We start from the raw sequence: 19,975 nt of genomic DNA, 5'->3' as shown, positions 1-19,975 counted from the left end.
CACTTCGCTCAGCCATAGATCAACATGCAGGTAGCCGGCGGCGCGCTCCACGGCGCGTGAGAGGCAGCGCTGCGCCGAGTTCCGTGCGCGGTTCCGTACAAGGCCCCCCGTCCCGCCCGTTGTGACCGTGGTGCGAGCAAGATGGGCGTCCTCGCCTGTCGGGACGAATCCAAGGAGGCGCCCCCTCGGGCTTTCCGGCGTAGGGGTGCGCCTCTTGCTGTGTGCTGCGGGGCCTCCGCCGGAGCGCGGGCAGAGCAGTGCATCGGTCGATGACCTGCTGTACGTGGGGCCGGGTGTAGGCCCCGGACAATCAGCCGGTGAGGACGGCGTACGGGTCCGGGGCCTGGGGCGGGTGTCCCGTCACCCCATGGGCTAGGCGATGGGGCGAGTGGTCCGCCCTCTATGCGGGTGGCTCGTCCAGGTGAATCCGCACCGCCGCGATGAACGCGTCGAGTGTGGGTTTGATGGCGGCGGAGGCATCTACGATGCGGCGGGCTTGAGGCGGGGGGTCGCATGGGCCGCCACTGCTGCCGCAGCGTGCCGAGCTGGTGTCGGGTGAGCAGGCCCGCGTCTCTTGTTCGCCGTCCGGCTCGTGGAGGCGCAGCTGGAGCGTGAGTCGCAGGGGCAGCTGCGAGTGACACATGTCGAGGAGCACGAACTGGTGTGGGTTGTCGCCTACCAGTCGGCGGAGTACCTGCGGACGGGAGACCCCTCTCGGATGCTGGTGGGTGGTGGCCCGTTTCTCGTCGATCGCGTTGCACGACCCTGCTGCACCTCGCCGCCCTCCTCCCAACGGCACTCAGTGCAGCGCACCCCGGCGTAGTGGTCTCCGCGGTCGTAGTCGGTCGCACCCCACTGTTTCGAACTTGGCTGGCGGGGCGCCGCAGTTGGGGCAGATCACGTAGACGTCGGCTCCGTGAAAGAACACGGCCTCGATGGTCGCCTCGTCCAGGAGCTGTTGGACGCCTTGAAGGAATCCGGTGGTATCGACCCAAGATCTTGTTGACGGCGGTCTGGTCGTCGTCATCGGTCACGGAGACCCAGTACAGGGGGCGGAGGAGCGCCGGGAGTGGCGTGTCGTCCAGGCAGACCGGGATGATCCTGAGTCCGTCTTCCAGTCGCCGGATGATCGCAGTCTCCAACTCGGACTTGACCCACTCCGACGTGCTGGCGCGCTCGGACCAGCAGACGAGCACGGTGTCGACCGTGTCCAAGGCGACCCCGACTTTGCCAGGAATGGAGTCGCCGGGGCTCAGTTCCCACTCATCGAGCCAGATGTCCACGCCGCCCAACCGCAGCTTCGTGGCGAAGGAGCGAACGGCAGGCTTGTCCTTATGGGTGTGGGAAACGAACGCGCGCACTGCTGCGCCTTGTCATCCCAAAGACCTAGGACCAGATTATCGTCAAGATGACATTTTCGCATCTGCATTCAGGCACTCCGACTCCGGCCTCGGGGAACAGCGGAGCAGCCGATATCGGCTGCTCCGCTGTTCCCCGAGGCCGGAGTCGGAGTGCCTGAATGCAGATGCGAAAATGTCATCTTGACGATAATCTGGTCCTAGGTCTTTGGGATGACAAGGCGCAGCAGTGCGCGCGTTCGTTTCCCACACCCATAAGGACAAGCCTGCCGTTCGCTCCTTCGCCACGAAGCTGCGGTTGGGCGGCGTGGACATCTGGCTCGATGAGTGGGAACTGAGCCCCGGCGACTCCATTCCTGGCAAAGTCGGGGTCGCCTTGGACACGGTCGACACCGTGCTCGTCTGCTGGTCCGAGCGCGCCAGCACGTCGGAGTGGGTCAAGTCCGAGTTGGAGACTGCGATCATCCGGCGACTGGAAGACGGACTCAGGATCATCCCGGTCTGCCTGGACGACACGCCACTCCCGGCGCTCCTCCGCCCCCTGTACTGGGTCTCCGTGACCGATGACGACGACCAGACCGCCGTCAACAAGATCTTGGGTCGATACCACCGGATTCCTTCAAGGCGTCCAACAGCTCCTGGACGAGGCGACCATCGAGGCCGTGTTCTTTCACGGAGCCGACGTCTACGTGATCTGCCCCAACTGCGGCGCCCCGCCAGCCAAGTTCGAAACAGTGGGGTGCGACCGACTACGACCGCGGAGACCACTACGCCGGGGTGCGCTGCACTGAGTGCCGTTGGGAGGAGGGCGGCGAGGTGCAGCAGGGTCGTGCAACGCGATCGACGAGAAACGGGCCACCACCCACCAGCATCCGAGAGGGGTCTCCCGTCCGCAGGTACTCCGCCGACTGGTAGGCGACAACCCACACCAGTTCGTGCTCCTCGACATGTGTCACTCGCAGCTGCCCCTGCGACTCACGCTCCAGCTGCGCCTCCACGAGCCGGACGGCGAACAAGAGACGCGGGCCTGCTCACCCGACACCAGCTCGGCACGCTGCGGCAGCAGTGGCGGCCCATGCGACCCCCCGCCTCAAGCCCGCCGCATCGTAGATGCCTCCGCCGCCATCAAACCCACACTCGACGCGTTCATCGCGGCGGTGCGGATTCACCTGGACGAGCCACCCGCATAGAGGGCGGACCACTCGCCCCATCGCCTAGCCCATGGGGTGACGGGACACCCGCCCCAGGCCCCGGACCCGTACGCCGTCCTCACCGGCTGATTGTCCGGGGCCTACACCCGGCCCCACGTACAGCAGGTCATCGACCGATGCACTGCTCTGCCCGCGCTCCGGCGGAGGCCCCGCAGCACACAGCAAGAGGCGCACCCCTACGCCGGAAAGCCCGAGGGGGCGCCTCCTTGGATTCGTCCCGACAGGCGAGGACGCCCATCTTGCTCGCACCACGGTCACAACGGGCGGGACGGGGGGCCTTGTACGGAACCGCGCACGGAACTCGGCGCAGCGCTGCCTCTCACGCGCCGTGGAGCGCGCCGCCGGCTACCTGCATGTTGATCTATGGCTGAGCGAAGTGGTGTGGGAATCCTCTTGTACAGCGGGATATCGAGGGCGGCCAGGCCTCTGGGGGCGGATCATGCCTGACTGTCAGTGGCGCGTGTCACGATCTTCCGCATGACCGTCACGCTGCCTCCGAAACCCAACTCCCTGGTGCCGTACGTCGACTGGGTCCTCACCCACGACGCGGGCGCCGAGCCGGCCGCGCGCGAGTTGATGGAGGCAGCCGAGTCGGGCCTGTTCCGGACACACGAGAAGCCGGGCCGGTTTCTGGACGACATGACCTGGCGGGCACGGCGGTTGCCCCCGGCGCACCTGCCGCCGTTCTGGGACTCCGTCGCCCACCGCATGAGCCTTTCGTTCCCCAAGCAGGCGAGCCGCGCCTACGCCCTCGCCCGGAAGGCCGAGCGGGACCACGCGCTGCCCGTGGACACGGACCGGCTCCGGGAGAACGTGCTGATGTTCGCGCGGGCCGGTGCGCTGCCCGCCAAGGAGTTGACGACCCATCAGGGCCGACTGGCGGCAACGTTGCCGCCGGAGCGGGCGCACCAGGAGACCATACGGCTGCTGGAGGCCTGGGCGGCCTCTCCCGGTGACCTCCCCGCCGACCTGGCCAAGCTGATCCGTTCCTCCGCCCGGGCCGCCGGGCTGGGCACGGACGAGGAGGCCCGGCTGCTGGGCGTGGCGCTGCGCGGGGCACACGGCAAGGCAGTGCCGAACGCCCTGCTGGACGCGGCGGCGGCCGTGATGGCCAAGCATCCGCAGGATGACGCCGTGCAGGCGGTGCTGCTGGACCTGTTTCCGCCGACGCGGGCGGACTCCGCCCCCTGGGTGCGTCTGCTGCTGCGCTCCGGAGCGGCCGAGTCGGTGGCGGCGGGGCGCATCACCCCGGACGGCGGGCTGAGCGCCTGGCTGAGCCGGTTCGCCCGAGAGTACGCGTACCGCCAGGTTCCGTACGGCGGTGTCTCCCGTCAGCCCATGCCGCCCGAGCTGTTCGAGCTGCTGGCGCTGTTCGCCCCGCGCCTGCGCGCGGCGGGCGAGCCAGTGCGGCTGCACGAGACCAAGTGGCGGCACCTCACCGATATCGACGCGGATTTGCTGGACGCCTGCCTGGCCGAGGGCATCGAGGTGCACGACCCGGGCGAGACGGTCCTGCTGCAGTTCTGGGGCGACCGCTCGCGCCGCGATCTGAAGGCGGTGGCCGCGCATCCGGTCTTCGGCCGCCGCTTGGAGGGCACGGTCCATGAAGGCCTGCACAGCCGTGAACGGGGCGGAGGCGGAGGCGGTACGGCGATCACCCGGCTGCCGGGCAACGAGGGCATCGCCGCCGAGGTCCTGACCCGGATCAACAGCCTGCTCGACGCCCTGCGCGGCGGCGGGCTCGGTGCGGCCCACGAGGCGATCGACGAACTGACCACCCTCCTGGACCGCCCCACCGCCACCGCGCTGGACGGCATCGAGGAGGCCCTCGCCTCCCTCGACCTGACCGGCCCGCTGACCCGCGCCCTGCGGGCCGGGCTGCCGGAGGAACTGGGCTGGCCCGCGCTGGAGGACGCCCTCACCGAACTGCCCCTCGCCGAGATCACGGCCGTGACCTGCACCTGGCCCGTGCTGACGCTGTACTCCCGCGACCGGGCCATCGCCGTCGACCACGCAGGCCGCCGCGCCTCCTGCACCTACCGCGTCCCGGACGACGCGACCCTGCACACCGTGCACTACGTGGGCGGGAAGTTCCTGGTCGCCTGGACGACGGACACGAACCCCTACTGCAGTGACCGCGCCTTCTGGGCGGACGCCCCCGACGAGGTCTTCGAGCCGGAGAACGCCAGCGGCATGGTGCCGTACGGCGGCTCCATCGACGGTGCCCTCGGCTTCCAGTTCGAGACCGCCGACGGCGACGGCCGGCACGACGGCGAGCGGGTGCTGCGCCCCGGCGGCCGCGAGGGCATCGACAACCACGAACTACAGATGTCGGACGGCAAGCGGGTGTGGAGCGCGCAGGTGTACGGGGACGGATGGGCCCGCGTCGACCCGACCACCGGCGCCCGTACCGAGGACACCACCCTGCCGGACTTCCCCGGCACGGGCACCCTGCCCCCGGGCACTGCGGTCTTCAAGGAGACCCTCTCCCTGGCCCCGATGCCGCCGGGCGCCCCCGAGTCCCCGCTGGGACAGGCCGGTTCCCTGGTCGGTTTCCGGGTGCTGTTCCGTACGAAGTACCGGAACAACGCACCCGACCGGTTCGTCCTGGAGGGAATCGACGGGCGCGAGGCGACCTACCGGGTCTCACGGCAGGGCCAGGACCCATGGGGCATCCTGCGGCTGCCCGAGGGCGGCGAGGACGGCGTGCTGGCGGAGCAGATCAACGTCCGATGCGCCGCGGTCGAAGACGGTTCGCTGCTGTGGGAGGTCCGCGGTTTCCCGGACCCCAAGCACCCGTGGCACAAGCCGCCGGCCGCCGCCGGACCCATGCCGTTCCCCCCGCCCGCGTACTGGCACTTCCTCGTCCCCCGGGACCCGGCGGCCTCGGCCGCGCTGCGTGCGGTCGACGACGAGACCGTACGCCGTCTCCTCGACTCCCCGGCCAGCCTCACCGACGTACTGCTGGAGGTAATGCCGGAGTTGACGGACCCCGACCTCCGTGACGGCGTGCTGCGCGCGGTCCGCCTGGCCGCCGACGTGCGGCGCCGCCGCGAGGAGCTCTCCCGGCGGGTCGGCGTCATGCGGTCCGCACCCGCCGTCACGCTGAAGAACCCCGTACCGGACACGGAGCTGACCACCGCACTGCGCGGCCTGCGGGACGAACCCGTGCACTACAAGGCTCCCAGGCCCCAGCCGCAGCCCGCCATGCTCACCGCTCTGGCCGCCGACGGCCGCCACCTGCGCGGCGAGATCGACGACGAGACCCGCCGTCTCGCGCCTGCGGCCCGGCCCGTCGACTGGACCGTGCTGCTCGGCTCGATCGACGCGGTGGCCTGGCGAGCGCTCATGTCCACGACCGCCGATTCCGAACGGGCCTGTCTGCTGGCCCTGCTGGAGACCTGGCGCGAACAGCCCTTCGCAGAGGGCGGCAGCAGTTGGCGCACGGGGCAGGCACCGGCGTCCGCGCTCGCGGCGCACCGGGCGGAGGGCCGGGTGATCGCATCCGGACCACCGGACGACCCGGGTGTCAAGGGTGACACCGGGGAGCGCTTCGTCCAGCGGGCCACGGACCCGGCACCCGCGGAGGCCACCGGGTGCACGACCGTCACGCTCACCCGTGACGACCGTACCCGTCTCGCCCGACTGCTCGAACTCCTCGCGGCGCGGGGCCCCTTGCCCCTCTCGCCCGCCGCGCTGGAGGCGTTCTCCCGCCGCACAGGCGTACGGCGGGCCATCTCCGCCCTGACGCTGGGTGGCCTGCCCTACGGCGCCGGGAAGGAGTACGACAAACTGCTGCGGTCGGCGCCGTACAACGCGAGCCAGAGCCTGGCCTGGGCATACGGCGAATACCGGCTCGGGTCCTCCGGCAGACTGGCCGTCCTCGCGGCGGGCCTGCCCGACGACCCGGCCGAACTGCCCGGCCTCTGGACGGAGGACGGTATGGTCGCCGCCGCCGAGCGCATGGCCGACGCCTGGACCGGGCGCGTCGGGCGGACCCCGTACGTCGACGAGCACCTGGCCGACGGCCTGGAGACCGACCTCGGCATCACCGGTGATTGGGCCCACCGCCTCGCGAGGGGCGAGGCGATCCCCGCCCAGGACAAGGGGTTCACACTGGCCGAGGGCAGCGTCTCAGGGCACTTCTCCCTGCACCGCGACGAGTCCGACGGCACGACCGGCTCCTGGATACACCCCGACGACCTGCCGCACGTGGTCCCGGCGACGGCCCTGGCCTGGGCGCTCACCGAACGCCCCGTGGGCGACCCGTCCGTCACCTGGGCCACCGGTCTGTACCAAGACCTGCGCACCCTGCTGGACTCCCCGACGTACCTGATCCCCCTGGCCCCCCGCCCGGACCAGGCTGCATCCGTGGCGACGGCCCCGTCCTTCAAGCCGTACGAAGGCCGGCTCCACCTGCGCAGCAGGCCCTACCAGCCGGACGGTCACACGCTCCCGTCGGCGTACGACAACGGCAGCCTCGTCGTCACCGTCCCGAACGGCAACGTCTTCCTCCGAGCCTCCACCCCCGACGTCACCCAGCTCTACACCCCCGACGGCGGCCTGGCCCGCATGGTCCAGCGCGCCGCCACCACCCCGGTGCCGCCCGGCTCCTACGAAGCTAATCCCCTCCTCAGCGTCCCGGCCCTGGTCGGCGAGGTCGCCACCGCCCTCTCCCTCGACGAGGACGCCGCCGCCCTCCACCTCCAGCTCCTTACCCTCGCCCACCCCACGGACCGCAACATCCGCCGCTGGAACGCCTGGTCCCCGGCCCGCCACAAAGCCGCGCAGTCCGCCCTCGCCACCAGCGGCCTCACCGAGACCGGCAAACGCCCCCGCGCGGGCCGTACCGCCTTCATCCCGGGCCCCTGGACCGACCTCAAGACCCCACACCTCCCCCTGGAGACGGCCAAACTCACCCCGTACGCCGCCCCCAACTCCAACGGCAAAGACATATACGGCCCGTTCTGCCGCCTGCTCTCCCCGCTCCCGCTGCACGAGCTGTTCACCCAGGCCTGGAAAAGGTCGCCGTCCCGGCAAGGAGGGTGATCGCGGTGCCCGGCGGCACTTACCGCAACGGCCGAAGACGAGCGACCGCAGCGCCTCCCGGGCATCCTCCCCTGCCGGACGGCCGACGGTCGGCCGTCGCACGCACGACCAGATCCAGGGGGCCCGGGCGCAACCGTGTCGAAAAGTGACGGCGTACAGCCTGTGGCCTGGGAAGTAACTGTACTTCTCCCAGCCGGCCCGGGACCGAGCCGGTAGCGTGGCTGCCGTCCCGCCGTCGGCCGCCGCACACCCCTGCCCCATCTCAGGAAGAAGGCCCGCCCACCATGGTCCAGGCAGCCTCGCCGCTCACCGGCCTCGGCCGACGCCGCCCGTCACAAGGCGCCATCTCCGTGCCACCTATGAGGGACTGCCGCATCCGGCGCACACTCGTATCGGGGAGGGTGTGAAGTGCGCAGGCCCGTCGATGGCGAGGTACATGTTCACTACGGCCAGATCTATGTCGAGAGTGACCCGGACGGTTTCGGTCCCGGTCTCGCGGAGGCGTTCGCCGGGCAGAGCAGTGGACTGTGCGGGGCGGCGATTCCCGGGGCGCTGTGGCTGACGACCGGGCTGCACACCGGCAGCGTCCCCTTCACCGTCGAAGTCCACGACCAGGCCCCGCCGTTGGACCCGGCATGGGAGGACGTCGTGGAGGTGTCCTTCCGCCCACTGTCCGCCACCAGCGTGCTCATGGAATGGGCAGGCGAGGACACCTGGGAGCTGGACCTGGAAGAAACCGACTACCGGGTGCGCTACTGCGCCACAGGCATGGACGCGGCACGCGAGCAAGACACCCGCTCGGACGACGAACCCGAACTCGACAGATACCTGCTGCAGTTCTGGCCCGCGTCGCCGCGGCCCGACCAGGTACTCAAGCAGACCTCGCAGAACGCCGCCTACTGGCATGACTACGCCCGACAGCAGCCGCCCCCTCCCACACCCGCCGAACGCGCCGCAGCCGAACACCAAGCCCGCCTCACCCAGCAGCAAGCAGAACGAGAACGCCTGCTCGCCCACGAGCGGTGGGAATGGGGTGGGCAGCTGCCCAGCCAGGCTCTGCGCGCCGTCGGCGGCAACGTCCGAGGCCTGCGTGATTTCGACCCCGCACTCCTGCACGCCATCGACGCCGCCGGCCCCACCACCCAGCGCTCGGTGGCCCTGCTCGCGGCCCGCCGGGCCTGCGAGAGGGCCGGTCTGACCGGCCTGGACTGGATCTCCGACGCCCTCACGGCCCTGGCCGCCGGCCGTCCGCTGCCGCCGCCCTTCGACGACCCGGACCGCCTGTGGCGGGTACTGGATTCGGACCCGCGTGTCCCGAACAGGACCGTCGGCCGGGCCATCCCGCCCGAACGGCCGCCCTACCACCCGCCCGTTCCCCCAGGGGGCCAGGAGCCTCTGCTAAAACCCTCACAGGAATCACCGCCAGTGGTGGGCCCCGCGGCTGCCATGGCGAAACCGCCGAGCCCGCCCGCACCGCAGCCCGACGACAGCCCGGCCCCGTACACCATGGCCGTCGTCATCGGGGCCCCCGACCCGTCCCTGCGGATGTCGCAGCCGCACATGGCCCTGCCCGCACTGGCCGATGCCGCCCACGCCGACCCGCTCCAGGCCGCCCTGGACGCGGTGTACGCGGGCGTGGTCACCTACGGCGAGGACTACCCGGCATTCCTCGAAGAGGTCTGGTCCGTGTGCCACAGCCATCCATAGACACCGAAGCGCACCGGCGGTCATCACGCCCGGCGAGAAGCGGTCTGCCCGCCGTAGGGCCGCCGCGCGGGCTCACCTCGTGCCACCGGATGACGCCACCGTGAAACGGTGGCTATTCTGCATTCATGTCTGTCACCACAATGACGCTGCGCATCCCTGATGAACTGGCCCCCTCGATCAAGGCGGCGGCTTCGGGCGCCAACATGAGCGTGAACGCGTGGATAGTCCGCGCCGCCCGCCGCGCCGCGACCCTCGATGCCGCGCACCAGCTCGCCGGCCTCGGCCTCGGAGACGATCTCGCGGGCGAGGGAGACACTCTGTGAAGCGTGGCGAGGTCTGGGTCCTCCCCGACGAGCGCAACGTTCTGATCGTTTCCCTGACCGGCCTGGAAGAGGCTTACGGCGCGGTGGTCGTGATCGTGCTGCACCCCTCCGGGAGATTCCCCGACACGGCTATGTCCGTCGTGATCGGCGACCCGGTCCCGTGCACCGCCGTCGCGGTCAACATGCAGCAGCTGCGGGCCACCCGATTCGACGGCGCCAAGCTTCTCGGCGAGGTCGCCCCCGAGGCGATGGCACGTGTCGACCAGGCGCTGCGCGCCGTCCTCGACCTCTAGCCTGCGTATTTCACGTGCCGCAGTGTCCGGATCTTGCGCTACTGAAACCCTTGAAGTTTCCCCAAGGCCGGGTAGTTAGCGTTTCTGCAGGTCACGCAAGGTGGCGGTCCTCGTTGGTGCGGCTGCCGCGTAGCGGCCGGTACGAACCCTCTTGATCAGCCCTCTTTCGGTCCAGCGGGCGAGTTGTTGATAGGTGGCGACCATGGTGACGTCGCCGAGGAGTTCGGCGATCTCTCTGGCCCGCCACTGCCGCTCGGGCTCTGCCTGCAGGACCGCGAGGACGCGGGTCGTGCGGTTGCTGATCTGGCCGGGGCCGACGTAGTCGGGGACCGTGGTGTCCGGCAGCGCGGGGCGAGGGGACGGGGGTGGCAGGAGCGCGATCGTCACGGAGGTCACGGTCCGGCTCTGGTCGGGGCGGCCGTCCATCTTCCTTTCCGCGTAGCGCGAGGTCGGCGATTTCACCTTGCGGGTACTGACGCGGGGCCGACTCGGCGGGGCCAGCTCCGTCAGGATCCGCCGTCCGATGGCCCCGATGCCCTGCTCGAAGACTTCTTCCGCGCGTACCAGCAGGTCGCGGGCGGTGTGGAGAGCGATCGTGAATCCGCATCGGTCGAGGTCGGTGCCCGGCCGCGACTGAGCCGTCTCGGCGATGGCCCGACGCAGGAGCTGGTAGCAGATCAGCAGGGACCACATCTCCTGCTTGACGCCGCCTGGGTCGCATGAGCGCAGGACGCGCCCGCGCAGAATGGTGTGGCGCAGGGCGTAGTAGGCGCTCTCGTGCTCCCAACGCTCGTGATAGAGGCGCACGAGACGGTCGGCGGGGTAGCGCCGGGCGTCCAGCAGGGTGGTCACCAGCCGGTAGGAGCCGTCGAAGGTACTGCCGTCGGCGCACGTCACGCTTACCTGAGCCTCGATGATGCGCACGGCGACAGTGCCGATGACCGAGAGGTACGAGGAGTCCGGGAGGGCTGTGAGGACCGGCGGGCGGCGGCGCTGTCGGATGCGGCCCACCACGTGGGCGCCGGTGGCGTGCACGGCGGCGAGGAAGTCGTTGCTGTCGAAGCCCCGGTCCCACAGCACCAGCATCTCGGGACCCAGCCAGCGTCATGAGCTCGACCTGCGGATAGCCGCCGTGCGGGCACCGCCCCAGCCAGCCCCGGTTGCGCTCACTGTCCGGGGTCTTGATCGAGCTGCAGCCGTCGAAGGAGACCGTGCGGTACGGGCCGAAGCGCACGCCGGGCGTCCGTGGCTCAGACAGCGCTCCGGCCACCACCTCGAACAGGGCCTTCATCGGGGCGCAGCCCACCCGGCGGCGCAGATCACGCAGACCCTTCGCGCTGGGGGCCGGCCGGACACGCCCGATTCCGCAGGTCAGCTTGTCCCACACCAGCCGGTAGCCAACCTCAGGGAACAGGCACATCGCCACCACGAAGTACACCCGACCCGTGAGGGCAAGTCCCGAAGACGCTACTGGACCGCGCGGGTCTCCTCCAGGACGGCATCCACCAACTCGAAGGGTAGGAAAGGAGTCAGGCCACCGAGCTGTCCGGCAGCGAACCTCCCGGCGGCCACAGTGACCGTACGGGTGATGGCCATCACAGGAGTTGGCGGGACATGATGAGACGGCAACGGAGCTCCTCGGATACAAGCTGTCTTGGTCGACTGCCTGTACCAACGAGCTCCGTTGCTCTACGTCGGGCACACCTTCAACTGACTTGCGTGACCTGCAGAAACGCTAACTACCCGGCCTTGGGGAAAGTTCACCTGGCCGATCGCGGTCAGTCCGGTACCCTGCCGCAGCATCTCGCCGGCCAGGGCATGCCGAAGCCGGTGCGGACCCACGCGGGGCAGCCCCGCTCGCAGGCAGGCCCGCTCGACGACATCGCCCACCAGGTCCGCGCGGATCGGTCCGCGCGGGGCCCGGCAGGTCAAGAACGTGACCGGCACTGACTCCTACCGCCTCGCCAGCACCCGAGCACGAGCTGAGGAACCCGCCAAGACAGGCTGATACCTGACGTCCCGTGCCGATGGCCCGACGCCTCACCGGCGGCGCCGGGCCACCAACCAAATGCTTTGCGTCGGCACGCGTGCTGCCTTGTTCAGCTGTGCCGCATCCAGATATTGGGCTCGCGATACACGCCATGATCGGAGGACCGGTCGACCCGAAGCAGGCTCAATCCTCCTGGAATCACGTAGTCACCTGACTCGGGGAAGGCCATTCCCGTCCACTGTTCCCACTCAGCAACCGAGCCGGTCATCGTCTGCGAAGCGGGAGCCGCCGAAAGGATCTCGGCACCGAGGCGCTGATGGGTCCGAATCCACGGGTCAAGGGCCATCCCGTCCTCACGGCTCCACCTCATGAAGGTTTCGATGGGTGTCAACGGATACTGCGCCTTCATCGTCGGGCGGACCGGCGCGATGACCTGGACGAAGCCAGCTTTTTCGGCGGTCTGACGCAAAGCTTTGAGGGTCTCTCCCGCAAGTCCGCGCCCCTTGAGCGACGGGGTGACGACAGCTCCGCAGATAACCAGGGTGTTGGCTTCGGTCCCCTGCTCACGCCCTTCGACCGCACGGACAAGGGCCTGGGTATACCCGGTGGGGAGCGTCTCGGTCAGGCCGTCCCAGTGGATTGGTACACCCCAGCCCGATGCGACCGGCGCCTCGTGCTCATCCACCAGCGTGAGGTCCAGACCGGCGAACCACGCACCGACCCTGCCTATGTACTCCTTCACTAGGCGGTCAGCGCTGATGAACTCCGGAAAGCCCTCACTGAAAAGCTCCTTCAGCTGCTCATCCGGCCACGTACGCGTGTCAGTTCGCTCGATCTTCAATGCCATGCCTGTTCATAGCACACAGGTTCTCGGCACTCGCGATACAGCTTCATCCCGCCGTCGTTGACCGGAAGTTGATGGCACTGGTCCGCAAGGGCCTCCGGCCGGGCGGCGGCCCTTCCGGATGAACCGACTCAGCGGAAGCGCTGTCATTTCGCGTGAGCATCTGAGGGCGCTGAGAACATCCATCGCCTCCAAACTGCTGGACAAACGCTGCTGCTGAAAGTGAACGAAGCCACAAGGCCAAGATCAAGACCAACTGGAGAACGGCGTGTCCGTCGAGCCTGGAACAGCCGAAGGGCAAGCAGTGCGACGAGTGCCTCTTCGCGTCGACATGGCAGGGCGCCAAGACCGGCGGCGGCAAATTCAGCCGACACGTGATCGACGGCGAACAGAATGAGGAAGGCGGCAAGGCCGTGGGCCGGTTCTACCTGCATATCCGCATCATTGAGAAGGACAAGTTCCTGATGTGGATCAAGTAGGCATCCAGTGCCTGGCAGAGGACTGCGAGATGAGTGACGAGATGGAACGGGGCAAGGGAAACGTCCCCGTCCAGTACCACCAGTTCGACATCAGTGACTTGTCGTGCACCGGTCCCGGCAGTACCTCATCCAGGCCTGGCCGGCACCGGCCCAGGATGTGGCGGTACTCCGCCAGACCGACAGTTACGGAGCCTCAGTGCGAGCGCACTGAAGTGACGACGCAACCATGATGCTGTCCCGCCCGCCTTCACAGGCGAGCGGGACAGCATCACGTCCAGGGTGGCGGGCCGGCCCGAAACCCCCGTCCAGCCGTGCCACAGCATCGGAGTGGACTCCTCAAATCCCGCAGGGTGAGCACAGGTTGACCTGCGAGCGATCATTTGGCGAGCGCCTTCCAGAAGCCCATCGCTCCGTCACCAACGACCGGCTCCGGATCACACGTGCCGCCCCTGCGGCAATCGCGCAGCAGGTCGGCCCACGACTCGGTCGACTCCCGCAGCCCCTCGGCCAGGAAGGGTGAGAGCACCCCTGTGATCTGCTGACCTGGCCGTAGGTGTTGCGGACGCCGCCTCATCCCGTCGATGTGGCGAAGGGCGGCGTCCATTGTTCCGGGGCGGGCCAGGGGTCAGCGGTCGAACTCCCCGATCAGCCAGGTGCACAGCTCCTCGGTCGGGAGGGTGTGCGGGGTCGTCGTGGACGAGCAGTGGAACGCGTCCACGCTGCTCTGGGAGGGGTCCAGGCTGTCGACCCTGGTGTACAGGTCTTCCTGGCGCTCGAAGTCCAGGATGTCGACCGCGCTGACCGAGGGGACGAAGCACACCTTCGGGTGCCGCAGGTCCGCCTCGCCGCCTGCTTCGATCATGGAGTTGGCGAGGATCTCGTACGTCGCAAGCGTCCCGCCGGGTGCGCCGTCCAGGTCCGGGAAGCCGCTGGTCGTGATGGTCTGCTCGGTCTCCGGGAACTTCCGGTACAGGTAGGCGACCGTCACGTCGTCGCCCTGTGCCTGGGCGTAGAAGGTGGTGCCGGGGTAGCGGACGTCGACCCGCAGGGCGACCTCGCCGGGCCCTACGTCGGGCAGCCCGATGGCGTCGCCGCGGCCGTTGGCGACGGCCAGCTTGCGCGGAATCTGCGGCCACTGGCCGACCCGCGCCAGCTCGTTCAGCAGCGCCGTGCGCTCGGGGGCCACCCCGGTCTTCTTGGTCGCCTCGTCGTAGTGCTGCCACAGCATCTGACGGGCCGCTGCGCTGTTCATCTGCTGCCTGAAGGGGTGGGGCCTGAAGTTCACTGGCGGGAGCAGGTACGCGAACGCCTGGACGCCGATGGGGATGGTGGCGCCGCGGTGCGGGGTGTCGAACGAGAAGTACACGCCCGTCTGGTGCTCGTCCTCGGTGAAGTCGGTCTCCATCCGAGCAAGGGTGTATCGGGTGATTAGCCCGCCCATGCTGAAGCCGCCGACGATCAGCCGTTCGGAGCCCTCGCGGAGCTGGATGGTCTTGCGGATGGTGGCCTCGGCCGCCTTCGAGTTCTCCAGGATGGACGCGGTGCGGTTGTCGAAGCCGAGCAGGATCACGTCCCGGCCGCTTCGACGGAGTTCGGTGAGGAAGGGATAGTCCTCACCGTCCAGGAACTGGTAGAGCTTGTCGAGTTCGCTCTTGCCGTGGTTGAAGCCGTCGGCGATGATCACCGGCCGGGTGAGGCGGTGGTCGTCACCGGCGTGGAAGACCCAGGCGAAGCCCTTGTCGATGTCGTCCCACACCTCGTGATCGGGGACGTCGATCGGATGGGTGGGTGCGTCGAGCGGGTCGCCGATCCTGATCGGGCCGATCTCGGGCTCGGTGGTCTCGGACATGGCCGTGTCTCCTCGCAGGAGGGGTGGGGGAACGACCACATCATGAGGGGTGAAATGCCTGCACCACCCGTTTGACCTGCGGAGTTCATTACAAATGATGCAATGCCCTGCAGGAAGTGTTTAGCCCGGGGGACATCGGTGCGACTACTCGGTCGGCGAGGAACCTGGGGGCTGGCCAGGCTTGCGACGGAGAACATCACGATCGGACCAGTGACGGTCTTGCCGTCGCGCACCGGCGCGATGGTGTGGCTGCCTGGCGATCCCGAAGTACTGGCATACACGATCCGGGGAATGGTCAAGATCGAGTGACAAACGGCCAAGATCAAGTGTCAGAGGACAGTTCACACGCCCTGGTCCGGCCCGCCGCCGCGGAGGACGATGGAGTCATGGGCGAGCACGACCAGGACCAGGACGACGTCGCCGAACCGGCGCGGCCGCCGTTGAGCGCGGTGCAGGCCCGGGAGATGACGGCCGGGCTGCGCGAGGCGATGGACGACCTCCGGCGCTCCGCGGCGGTGCTCGCCGCCCGGGTCCGCGACGCGCACGCCGCCCGCGTCTGGGTGCCGCTCGGACACGGCAACTGGGAGGCGTACTGCGACGCGGAGTTCGGCATCAGCCGCGCCCAGGCGTACCGGCTCCTGGACGTCGCCCGCGCCCTGTCCGCGATCCACGGCGCCGTCGCCGCCGGCACCGAGACGTCTCGCACGCGAGACACCGACCCGGCCACTGCGGCCGCGCTCGACTACGGCCTGTCTCAGCGCGCCCTGATCGCCGTCTCCGGCCGCGCGAACGTCGTCGCGGAGTTGATCACCCGGCGCCTCGCCGCGCTCGCCCACAGGGGCCTGACGGCCCTCGATGAGCCGACGGTGCGCGCGGTGGTCCGCCAGGCCGTCGGCGACGTCCGCATCGCCCCGCCTCCGCCCCCCCGTCGATCCGTCGGCGGATCCCGTAGTCGCCGCAGGGCGCCAGCTCACCGACGACCTCTTCACCAGCGCGCACGCGATCGGCGAGCTGATGCTCGAAGTCGCGCCGGCTTACCTATCCGACACCGAGGCGGCGACCGGCGTTCTGGCGCTGCTGTGCGAGCAGAACGGCGAGCCCATCGAGCACGGCCTCGCCGCCCGCCGCTACGCGATGTCCGGGGACCGCCGCGCGCTGCACGGCACCGTCCTGTGACCGTCGCCGTTCACTGAGACCCGACTTTTGCTGTGAGCCACACACCCCGTTTTCCCCGGTGGACGGGGTGCGCTGTGAGGCTGTCAGGTGTGAGGCGACGGCCTGCGGCGGGGACCTGGTGGTGGTCGTCGGATGGCGGCAGGGTGGTGTCGTGGATGCAGCGCAGTATTTGCATGGGCCCGCGTAGCACAAGGGTGCTGCACGGGTCGGAGGCCGGCCCCAGGAGGTGCGACGGGTGACGCTGGTTCTGCTGCTCCAGAATGATCCGGTGTAGCTGGTGCTACCGGCGCGCTGCCCCCTCCCGGCCGGGAACGACGACGGCGCACTCCTGGTCTGGAGAGCGCCGTGGTCGTGCGGGTGGGGCGGCGGTTCAGTCGGCTATCCGGAGGACGGGCTGGGCCTCGAGGGCCGGGGCTTCCTCGACGCAGTCCGGGTCGGTCGAAGCCGGTGCCTGTCCGGGCGTCGCGGGCCCGCGGGGGCCGGATGTGGCCGGTGGGGAAGTTCAGCGGCCAACGCACGTGTCGATGTTCCTTGAGGTGGTTGACGATGTGGGCGAGCGAAGTGGAGCTGGCCAGGAGCGGGTGGATCAGCACCTCGCCCTTGCGTTGCCGCTCTCCGCGCCTACGGGTCGGTACATCCTCGGCCCTTGGGGGCCTCCGATGCACCGACGGGGCCGAGAAGGTGATCGGGCGGCCCGCGGCTCGCTGGGTGTTGTTACTGATCTCGGCTCGTTAGGGTGATGTTTGCTGAACTTGCCGATGCGGGTGTGGTGTTGTCGGTAGTCCGTGGGGTGTGAGATACGCGGATGGGGGCGGGCTGACGCCTGCAGCACGGCGGCGTCGGGAAGCGGTGCGGATACAAGCGGCGGAGCTGTTCGCGCAGCAGGTCAAACCGCCCGAGGTGGCCCGGCAGCTGCGTGTGAGTCTGAAGTCGGCTTACCGGTGGCAGCAGTTGTGGCGGCAAGGCGGTGCCGACGAGCTGCTTTCGCGAGGACCGAGCGGGGGCCGGTGTCGCCTGTCGCCACGCTGTCTGGAAAGGCTCGCCAGGTATCTCGAGCAGGGGCCGGCCGCGCACGGCTGGACGGAGGACCAGGTGTGGACCGCGGCGAGGGTGGCCACGCTGATCGGCAGGAAGTTCCACGTCTCCTACAGCGTCTCCGGGGCGACGAGGCTGATGCACCGGCTCGGCTTCAGCCCGCAGGTCCCCGCACGGCGGGTCGCCGAGCGTGACGAGGAGTCGGTGAAGGTGTGGAAGGAGGCGACCTGGGCGGAGGTAAAAGGGCCCGGGCGGCCTGTGGGGGCTATATCTGCTTCGAGTTGCGCCGTGAGGCGCTGTGTTTCGGGCGAGGGTGAGAGACCCTCGCCTCCAACCCGTCGTAGCGGGGAGGTGGAGCTGAGGGCAGCCTGACTCGGGTGGTGCCGGGAAGGGCGGGAGCGGCCCTGACAAAGCCGGGACGTACCAGCACTGCCAGATGGTGCGGGTCCGGCGAGCGGAACGGAGAGGAGTACGCGAGGAACCGGCGTCTTTACGTCTCTTAATGATGTACCGGCTCGAACCTGGCGGATCTGGGCCGAGAGCGATGCGTACCTGTCATGAGATGGCAGGGAACTCCCAGGGCGGTATTTCGAAGCCAACCGGGAGGCCACGAGGAAGGACTACGGCGTACTCGTGGCGATGTCGCAGGGACACAGTCGGGCTCCTACTTCGACAAACGAGACAGAGTGAGGACCCGCCAGCCTGATTTCTGCTGGTCGGCGGGGCTGGTGTGCCGTCTTGTTGGGGTACTCGTGCTGGGCAGGGTAGAGATCGGTAGCACGTGATCGTCCGTCAGGGGCGTCTTCTGGGCTTCCCGGGTGCGGGCCTCGGCTTGCGTCTGGCAGAGGCCCTTCGCGCGGAGCGCGCCGTCGGCCTTCTCTCCGGTGGCGATGCGTCCCACCCATGCCACACCCCCGCTACGCTCCCCTCCACCAAGCGGTTTGACCAGGAGGAACAGAAGTCCGGCTGGAGTATCAGGCGGCGGACTGCTCGCGCAGGTTGTGGGCGACCGCCAGGAACAAGTGCAGGTTCGTGATGTCCTTGGCCGGGTGGTGGGACCAGCGGACAGGGTCGCTCGAGGAGCCGGTGGTCATGATGCGGACCAGGAAGCCCGAGGCCTGGACCTCCCGGACCTTCGGCCAGGGCAGGCTGCCCTTCCCGGGGGCTGACACGGCCGTGCGGGAGAGCGAGAGCGCTCCGAACCGGACCGTGCCGCCCTCGCGGAGCATCTCCAGCACGGCCGCTTCCTGCGCGCGGACCACCGCGTCCTGCATCCAGGGACCCCAGGCGTCGGGATCCTCATAGAACTCCGTGATCCGCACCGACCCCTGGCCGGGGGCGCTTGCCGAGTAGACGTATCTGGTCGGGTGGGGGCGGCCGTAGACGATCAGCTGGGTGATCTCCTGCTGGAGGCGCAGGGAGTCCCAACGCAGGGCGACCGGCTCGCCGCCGGACGGCGGGTGCACGACCAGCCCCTCCTCGAACAGGTGCAGCCGCTGGGCGGCCCGCTTCCGGCTGAAGTCGGGGAAACGGCGCATCCAGAACCAGTAGTACAACAGCCCGGGGACCAGGAAGAACGGCATGAGCATGAGGCAGTTGAAGACATGGGCGGCGAACACCGCGCGACGGAGGCGCTTCGGCGCGAACACGCCCTGGACCGGCCCTAGCCGATGCCGGGCGGCCAGGTCGGCGACCTCGGGAGACACGGGGGTGACTGGAGTCATGAGGACGAGCCTCCAGTCCGCGTCCACGCGTGACAACCGTGAGTCTACGTAGATCGGTTACGTATCTTCCGACCACGGCCACGCCCCACGCCTGTGGGCCCACTGTCAGTAAGCGCCTCCGGCGCCAACACCCAGAGTCTTCACAGCGACTCGGTGGCACGGGCAGCTGCGTTGCGGGCTGCCGGTCCGGCCCTACCGCCGTCAGCCCAGGTAGCGGGCGGTGATCTCCGACGCGGTGTCTGCGACCATACGTCCCAGCTCGGCCGTGCCGGCGGGATCGAAGCGGGAGTCGGGCATGGAGGCGGCGACGGCGGCCAGGGGTGAGCCGCCGGCGTCCAGGACGGGCGCGGCCACGGCGCACACGTCCGGTCGGTACTGGTTGCGGTTGACGGCGTAACCGCGGTGCCTGACGCGACGCAGTTCCGCACGCAGTTCCGACGGGTCGGTGATGGTCTCCTTGCCGTACCCCTCCAGCGCGCCCGCTGAGAACTGGTCGATCTCGGAATGCGGCAGATGAGCCAGGACGGCGCGTCCGGCCGCGGTGGCGTGCAGGGGTGAGGTGTCGCCGATGGTGTGGAACGTGCGCACGGGGTGATCGCAGTCGACGCGGTCCACCACGACCATGCACTGAAGGGCGTCCGGCACCGCCAGGTGCACCGTCTCGTTCAGAGCGTCGCGCAGGCGGACCATCGGCTCGCGGGCGGCGGCGAACAGGCTGGAGCCCTGAAGTGCGGCGGGCCGCACGGACAGCACGCGGGCGCCGATCTCCCAGCGGGTGGTGTCCCTGCGGTTGGCCCGCAGCCAGCCGGCCTCGGCCAGTGTGACCAGTGTGCGCTGCACCGTCGACTTCGGAAGACCGAAGATCTTCGTCAGTTCCCCGACGGTGACCGGCTGGTGCTGGGCGACCGCCTCCAGGATGCGCAGTGACCTGGTGACG

The 19,975-nt window shown here is 69.2% G+C and carries 13 protein-coding genes and 6 pseudogenes; 9 read left to right on the top strand and 10 right to left on the bottom strand.

The window, feature by feature from the left end:
• The first annotated feature begins 592 nt into the window (after positions 1-592).
• Positions 593-823: a YrhB domain-containing protein gene (locus tag AWZ10_RS41345; RefSeq protein ID WP_267893517.1), complete on the top strand. Its 231-nt coding sequence runs from the start codon at positions 593-595 to the stop codon at positions 821-823.
• 184 nt (positions 824-1,007) lie between these two features.
• Here the strand turns inward: AWZ10_RS41345 and AWZ10_RS56090 are convergent.
• A pseudogene (locus AWZ10_RS56090) lies at positions 1,008-1,361 on the bottom strand (toll/interleukin-1 receptor domain-containing protein); the annotation flags it as partial.
• Positions 1,362-1,587: 226 nt separating this feature from the next.
• On the opposite strand from AWZ10_RS56090, the pseudogene AWZ10_RS56085 reads away from it, so the two are divergent.
• A pseudogene (locus AWZ10_RS56085) lies at positions 1,588-1,941 on the top strand (toll/interleukin-1 receptor domain-containing protein); the annotation flags it as partial.
• Positions 1,942-2,125: 184 nt separating this feature from the next.
• Here AWZ10_RS56085 and AWZ10_RS49270 read toward each other — a convergent pair.
• Positions 2,126-2,356 carry a YrhB domain-containing protein gene (locus AWZ10_RS49270; RefSeq protein WP_267893517.1) on the bottom strand — a complete coding sequence of 77 codons (231 nt, stop codon included), beginning with the start codon at positions 2,354-2,356 and terminating at the stop codon, positions 2,126-2,128.
• A 690-nt stretch (positions 2,357-3,046) separates the two neighbouring features.
• On the opposite strand from AWZ10_RS49270, the gene AWZ10_RS41340 reads away from it, so the two are divergent.
• From AWZ10_RS41340 to AWZ10_RS41325, 4 genes are all read left to right on the top strand, one after another.
• Entirely contained in the window at positions 3,047-7,618 is a 4,572-nt protein-coding gene (locus tag AWZ10_RS41340) for a hypothetical protein (RefSeq protein ID WP_060893733.1), read from the top strand.
• Positions 7,619-8,026: 408 nt separating this feature from the next.
• Positions 8,027-9,325: a hypothetical protein gene (locus AWZ10_RS53230; RefSeq protein ID WP_060893662.1), complete on the top strand. Its 1,299-nt coding sequence runs from the start codon at positions 8,027-8,029 to the stop codon at positions 9,323-9,325.
• 125 nt (positions 9,326-9,450) lie between these two features.
• A complete protein-coding gene (locus AWZ10_RS41330) occupies positions 9,451-9,648 on the top strand; it encodes a toxin-antitoxin system HicB family antitoxin (protein ID WP_234360654.1) in 198 nt (65 codons plus the stop codon).
• Positions 9,645-9,941, top strand: a complete 297-nt coding sequence (locus AWZ10_RS41325; protein WP_005477573.1) for a hypothetical protein — start codon at positions 9,645-9,647, stop codon at positions 9,939-9,941. The genes AWZ10_RS41330 and AWZ10_RS41325 overlap by 4 nt, the downstream gene beginning before the upstream one ends.
• A gap of 75 nt (positions 9,942-10,016) precedes the next feature.
• Here AWZ10_RS41325 and AWZ10_RS41320 read toward each other — a convergent pair whose 3' ends face one another.
• The 3 genes and pseudogenes from AWZ10_RS41320 to AWZ10_RS41315 form a co-directional block, all read right to left on the bottom strand.
• Entirely contained in the window at positions 10,017-11,027 is a 1,011-nt protein-coding gene (locus AWZ10_RS41320) for a transposase (RefSeq protein ID WP_060893661.1), read from the bottom strand.
• 247 nt (positions 11,028-11,274) lie between these two features.
• Positions 11,275-11,361: pseudogene (locus tag AWZ10_RS54660) on the bottom strand (hypothetical protein); the annotation flags it as partial.
• Positions 11,362-12,040: 679 nt separating this feature from the next.
• A complete protein-coding gene (locus tag AWZ10_RS41315) occupies positions 12,041-12,778 on the bottom strand; it encodes a hypothetical protein (RefSeq protein ID WP_046703167.1) in 738 nt (245 codons plus the stop codon).
• Positions 12,779-12,996: 218 nt separating this feature from the next.
• Here AWZ10_RS41315 and AWZ10_RS56080 point away from each other — a divergent pair.
• Positions 12,997-13,254: pseudogene (locus AWZ10_RS56080) on the top strand (NucA/NucB deoxyribonuclease domain-containing protein); the annotation flags it as partial.
• A 385-nt stretch (positions 13,255-13,639) separates the two neighbouring features.
• On the opposite strand, the pseudogene AWZ10_RS51020 reads toward AWZ10_RS56080, so the two are convergent.
• The 3 genes and pseudogenes from AWZ10_RS51020 to AWZ10_RS54655 all read right to left on the bottom strand — a co-directional run.
• Positions 13,640-13,765: pseudogene (locus AWZ10_RS51020) on the bottom strand (IS256 family transposase); the annotation flags it as partial.
• 114 nt (positions 13,766-13,879) lie between these two features.
• Complete coding sequence (locus AWZ10_RS41305) at positions 13,880-15,103, bottom strand: esterase/lipase family protein (protein WP_060893659.1); 1,224 nt, start codon at positions 15,101-15,103, stop codon at positions 13,880-13,882.
• 341 nt (positions 15,104-15,444) lie between these two features.
• Positions 15,445-16,077, bottom strand: coding sequence for a hypothetical protein (locus tag AWZ10_RS54655; RefSeq protein ID WP_244172726.1), 633 nt, complete (start codon positions 16,075-16,077; stop codon positions 15,445-15,447).
• 40 nt (positions 16,078-16,117) lie between these two features.
• On the opposite strand from AWZ10_RS54655, the gene AWZ10_RS53225 reads away from it, so the two are divergent.
• Entirely contained in the window at positions 16,118-16,279 is a 162-nt protein-coding gene (locus tag AWZ10_RS53225; protein WP_208618649.1) for a hypothetical protein, read from the top strand.
• Between the two features lie 792 nt (positions 16,280-17,071).
• Positions 17,072-17,593: pseudogene (locus AWZ10_RS41290) on the top strand (winged helix-turn-helix domain-containing protein); the annotation flags it as partial.
• Positions 17,594-18,288: 695 nt separating this feature from the next.
• On the opposite strand, the gene AWZ10_RS41285 reads toward AWZ10_RS41290, so the two are convergent.
• Entirely contained in the window at positions 18,289-19,038 is a 750-nt protein-coding gene (locus AWZ10_RS41285) for a DUF6585 family protein (RefSeq protein ID WP_159014965.1), read from the bottom strand.
• A gap of 201 nt (positions 19,039-19,239) precedes the next feature.
• Positions 19,240-19,975 (bottom strand): IclR family transcriptional regulator (locus AWZ10_RS41280; RefSeq protein ID WP_208618648.1); only part of this gene is annotated, 736 nt, incomplete at its 5' end.

Origin of the sequence: Streptomyces europaeiscabiei, from assembly GCF_001550375.1 — a bacterium.
In the GTDB taxonomy this organism is placed as follows: Bacteria; Actinomycetota; Actinomycetes; order Streptomycetales; family Streptomycetaceae; genus Streptomyces; species Streptomyces europaeiscabiei.
This window is presented reverse-complemented; position numbering and strand designations above follow the sequence as displayed.